The 4,252-nt window shown below is 44.8% G+C and carries 5 protein-coding genes; 2 read left to right on the top strand and 3 right to left on the bottom strand.

Translation table 11 applies throughout. The annotated features are described in order from the left end of the window. A partial coding sequence (locus tag QTO00_RS15695) for a phosphoadenosine phosphosulfate reductase domain-containing protein (protein ID WP_331425627.1) occupies positions 1 to 317 on the bottom strand: 317 nt, incomplete at its 3' end. 54 nt (positions 318 to 371) lie between these two features. Continuing rightward, positions 372 to 1,241: a uroporphyrinogen-III C-methyltransferase gene (gene cobA / locus QTO00_RS15690; RefSeq protein ID WP_331425626.1), complete on the bottom strand. Its 870-nt coding sequence runs from the start codon at positions 1,239 to 1,241 to the stop codon at positions 372 to 374. A gap of 261 nt (positions 1,242 to 1,502) precedes the next feature. Between cobA and cpdB the strand changes: the two genes are divergently transcribed. Together cpdB and QTO00_RS15680 are read left to right on the top strand one after the other, a co-directional pair. Then, positions 1,503 to 3,464, top strand: coding sequence for a 2',3'-cyclic-nucleotide 2'-phosphodiesterase (gene cpdB, locus QTO00_RS15685; protein WP_331425625.1), 1,962 nt, complete (start codon positions 1,503 to 1,505; stop codon positions 3,462 to 3,464). Positions 3,465 to 3,571: 107 nt separating this feature from the next. Then, entirely contained in the window at positions 3,572 to 4,024 is a 453-nt protein-coding gene (locus QTO00_RS15680; protein ID WP_331425624.1) for a GNAT family N-acetyltransferase, read from the top strand. Between the two features lie 76 nt (positions 4,025 to 4,100). Here QTO00_RS15680 and QTO00_RS15675 read toward each other — a convergent pair. Further along, on the bottom strand, positions 4,101 to 4,252 hold a 152-nt coding region (locus tag QTO00_RS15675; RefSeq protein ID WP_331425628.1), incomplete at its 5' end, for a LysM-like peptidoglycan-binding domain-containing protein.

The raw sequence follows: 4,252 nt of genomic DNA, 5'->3' as shown, positions 1-4,252 counted from the left end.
CCATGCACAAATGGGCTACATCCCATTGCCAAACCTTCTGGGTTCTTATGAACTAACAGCTCAAAACCGTATTTTTCAGCGGTACGGTCACGGAATTCAATCATCTCTTTAAATTTCCAATCGGTGTCGACATGCAGTAGCGGGAAAGGAATCTTACCTGGGTAAAAAGCCTTACGAGCTAGGTGCAGCATGACCGATGAATCTTTACCGATGGAGTACATCATCACTGGGTTATCAAACTCAGCAGCGACTTCACGAATGATGTGAATACTTTCCGCTTCAAGCTGCTTAAGATGGGTTAAACGTTCTTGGTCCATGTTAGTTGCTTCCTTTGTGACTCTTTGAGCCAATGGCTAATCTATTTAATGGCGTTAGGCTGATTGACGCTGAAGTTCGGTCTTTTTCGCTTGAGGTTCAAACCAAGCAAGTTTTTCCGACAAGGCAACCACCTCTCCAACGACAATGAGAGAAGGTGACTGTGCGTCTTTTGCAAGGTCAGCGAGCTCAGCAAGCTGACCTTTGAAAATTTTCTGTTGGCTATGTGTACCGCGTTCGATGATCGCGATGGGTGTATCTGGCTGGCGACCGTGTTCAATTAACTGACTTTGGATGTACTCAGACTTCATCAACCCCATGTAGATCACTAAGGTTTGATTACCTCGAGCAAGGGTGGACCAATCCATGTGATCACTTTCCGCTTTTAAGTGGCCAGTAATGAACATGGCTGACTGGGCGTAGTCACGGTGAGTAAGAGGAATGCCTGCGTATGCTGTTGCTCCTGCTGCTGCTGTAATTCCCGGGACAACATGAAAAGAGATACCGGCATCAGCAAGCACTTCTAGCTCTTCACCACCACGACCGAAGATAAACGGATCGCCGCCTTTAATACGCACCACACGATGACCTTTTAGTGCAAAGTCGAGCAGAAGTTGGTTGGTTTTTTCTTGAGGAACACTATGGTGACCGGCACGTTTACCGACACAGACTTGAATAGTATCGCTAGGCACTAAAGACATAATGTCGTCAGATACCAGATAGTCATAGAGAACAACATCGGCTTGCTGAAGGAAGCGCAGTGCTTTAATGGTCAGTAGTTCTAAGTCACCCGGACCTGCCCCAATAAGTGCAACTTCTCCATAACCCAAAACACTCTGGCCTAAGGTATTAAGATCGGCCTGCTTGCTTCGCGTTGTGCGCTGACTGCTTAACGGAAATTGAGAAACCGTATCCCTGCTCGCCATAATGTCATCCTCATTTAATCTATGAAGGCATTATGGCGCCCTAGTCATATTACCTGAAATTCTAAAATTTCATTTTTTATATCAAATCCTGATAAGCCAACTTTTCCGCGACTGTTTAAGCTTTGTCCAATTGTGAGAGATTCACAGCAGAACTCCATACAGCAAACGCTCCAAGTCACACTTTGATATTGAGTGTAATCATTGTTTCATCGCATTTTGTTACATTATGCATCGTCTAATTAAAGCTATCGGAGCATAAAAATGAAAGTAGCAGTGAAACCTCTGTCTCTAGCTGTACTGGGTGGCATGTTAGCCATGGCAGGCCCAGCAATGGCGGATACGATCAAACTTCGTATCGTTGAAACAACCGACATTCACACCAATGTCATGGATTACGACTACTACAAAGACAAACCATCACAAAAGATTGGTTTAACGCGTGCTGCTACTCTCGTTAAACAAGCTCGTGCTGAAGTTGAAAACAGTGTTTTGGTTGACAACGGTGACTTGATCCAAGGTAGCCCAATGGGTGACTACATGGCGTCGAAAGGCATTGAAGTCGCCGAAGTTCACCCTGTTTATAAAGCAATGAACCAACTTAACTACGACGTAGGTAATATTGGTAACCACGAGTTCAACTACGGACTAGAGTTCCTGGCAGAAACCATTAATGATGCAGACTTCCCGTACATCAGTGCTAACGTATTTGATAAAAAAACCGGTGAGCACTACTTCAAGCCATACATCATCAAGACTCATACATTTAAAGATGTAGACGGCGCAGAGCATGAAGTTAAAGTGGGCTACATCGGCTTTGTTCCACCACAAATCATGGTTTGGGATAAGAAGAACCTAGAAGGTAAGGTTTTCGCCAAAGACATCAAAGAGATGGCTGAAGAGCTCGTTCCTCAAATGAAAAAAGAGGGAGCGGAAGTTATCGTCGCGATTCCTCACTCAGGTGTTGCGGCAGACCCATACAAACGTGGCGCAGAAAACTCAACTTATTACCTAGCAGAAGTTGAAGGTATTGATGCGATTGCTTTCGGTCACTCACACGCGGTATTCCCAGGTAAAGGGTTCGATAACATTCAAGGCGTCGACAACCAAAAAGGCACCATTAATGGCGTAGCATCTGTAATGCCAGGGCGTTGGGGTAGCCATGTTGGTGTTATCGACCTAGAACTTAAAGAAAAAGATGGCAAGTGGGTTGTGGTTGATGGTCAATCAGAAGCTCGCCCTATCTATGACAAGGTCAACAAAAAATCACTGGCACAAGCCGATGCAGAGATGGTCAAAGCACTAGAAGCTGACCACAAAGGCACTCGTGATTTTGTGAACCAACCAATCGGTAAAGCTAACGATGTTATGTACAGCTTCTTAGCACTTGTACAGGATGATCCAACCGTTCAGATCGTTAACCTTGCCCAGAAAGATTATGTTGAGCGCTTTATTCAAGGCGACCCAGACCTATCAGACATCCCTGTACTGTCTGCCGCTGCGCCATTTAAAGCGGGCGGGCGTAAGAATGACCCAGCGAACTTTACTGAGGTTGAATCTGGCCAGCTCACTTTCCGCAACGCAGCGGATCTATACCTTTACCCGAATACGCTTGTCGCGATGAAGGTAACCGGTAAAGAGGTAAAAGAGTGGCTCGAGTGTACAGCGGGTCAGTTCAAGCAGATTGATGTAAACAGCACCGCTCCACAGCAGCTTATCGACTGGGATGGTTTCCGCACTTATAACTTCGACGTTATAGACGGTGTGAACTACCAAATCGATGTCACTAAGCCTGCAAAGTATGATGGCAACTGTAAAGTCGTTAACGAGGACGCTGAGCGTATTGTTGGCCTGACTTACCAAGGCAAGCCAATCGATATGAAGCAAGACTTCATTATCGCAACCAACAACTACCGCGCGTACAGCAACAAATTCCCAGGCACAGGTTCTGAGTTCGTTGCGTTTGATTCTCCAGACGAAAACCGCTCAGTTATTGCTGCTTATATTACTCGCGTAAGTGAAGAGAAAGGCGAAGTAACGCCAAGCGCAGACAATAACTGGACATTCGCACCAATTGAGTCTGATAAGCAGTTAGATATCCGCTTTGAAACATCACCAAGTGAGAAAGCTGCGAAGTTCATTGAGGAGAAAGGTCAGTACCCAATGAAACGTGTTGCTACGGATGATGTTGGCTTTGGTGTTTACCAGATCGACCTACAGAAATAGTTTCTGTTTAGATAGTTCAAAGCCGCAATGAAAATTGCGGCTTTTTTGTATCGCTCAAGTTCCACTCTTGATACATTGCTTAGATAAGCAACCTTCAAGCAACTGAAATGATTACTTGGCAACTTAAATCTTTTTCCCAGCTCACCACACATGAGCTTTATCAATTACTCAAATTGAGAGTAGATGTGTTCGTTGTAGAACAGACATGCCCTTACCCTGAACTAGACAATAAAGACCAACAATCTGGCGTTCACCACCTACTTGGCTATCAAGATGAAACCTTGATTGCGTGCGCTCGTCTGCTTCCAAAAGGACTCAGCTATCCGTCAGTGAGTATCGGTCGAGTAGCCACAAGTGAAACCCACCGTGGCGGTGGACTTGGCCATAAACTCCTAGAACAAGCACTGATAGAGTGCCAGTCACTATGGCCAAACGAGTCGATAGAAATAGGAGCGCAGGAACATTTATCAGCCTTCTATCAGAAACATGGTTTTGTCCAAACCTCAGAGATGTACTTAGAAGACGATATCCCACACATAGATATGAAGCTAGCCAAATAGTGTGAAGACTGAAAAGTAAAAGGGAGTGATAATTATCACTCCCTTTTACAATGAGATAGTCAACGTAAGTAAATGTTTACTTACTTCGGCCAAATCCGCCATCTGACAGTCGGAAAAACATCACAGACTGATTTCTTTTTTCAAGCTGCAAGATATCAAGCTGGCCATTCTCTGCTAACTTATATCTAACCAGTTGCCCTTTTTTAATTTGGCTAAGTGGCTTATCGG

Origin of the sequence: Vibrio sp. M260118, from assembly GCF_036533755.1 — a bacterium.
GTDB lineage: Bacteria > Pseudomonadota > Gammaproteobacteria > Enterobacterales > Vibrionaceae > Vibrio.
Note: the sequence above shows the minus strand (reverse complement) of the source record. Positions and strands in the feature narration are given on the sequence as shown.

Coding starts and splice junctions, on each gene's coding strand:
- QTO00_RS15680 (WP_331425624.1), top strand. CDS start 3,572: ATGATTACTTGGCAACTTAAATCTTTTTCCCAGCTCACCACACATGAG.
- cpdB (WP_331425625.1), top strand. CDS start 1,503: ATGAAAGTAGCAGTGAAACCTCTGTCTCTAGCTGTACTGGGTGGCATG.
- cobA (WP_331425626.1), bottom strand. CDS start 1,241: ATGGCGAGCAGGGATACGGTTTCTCAATTTCCGTTAAGCAGTCAGCGC.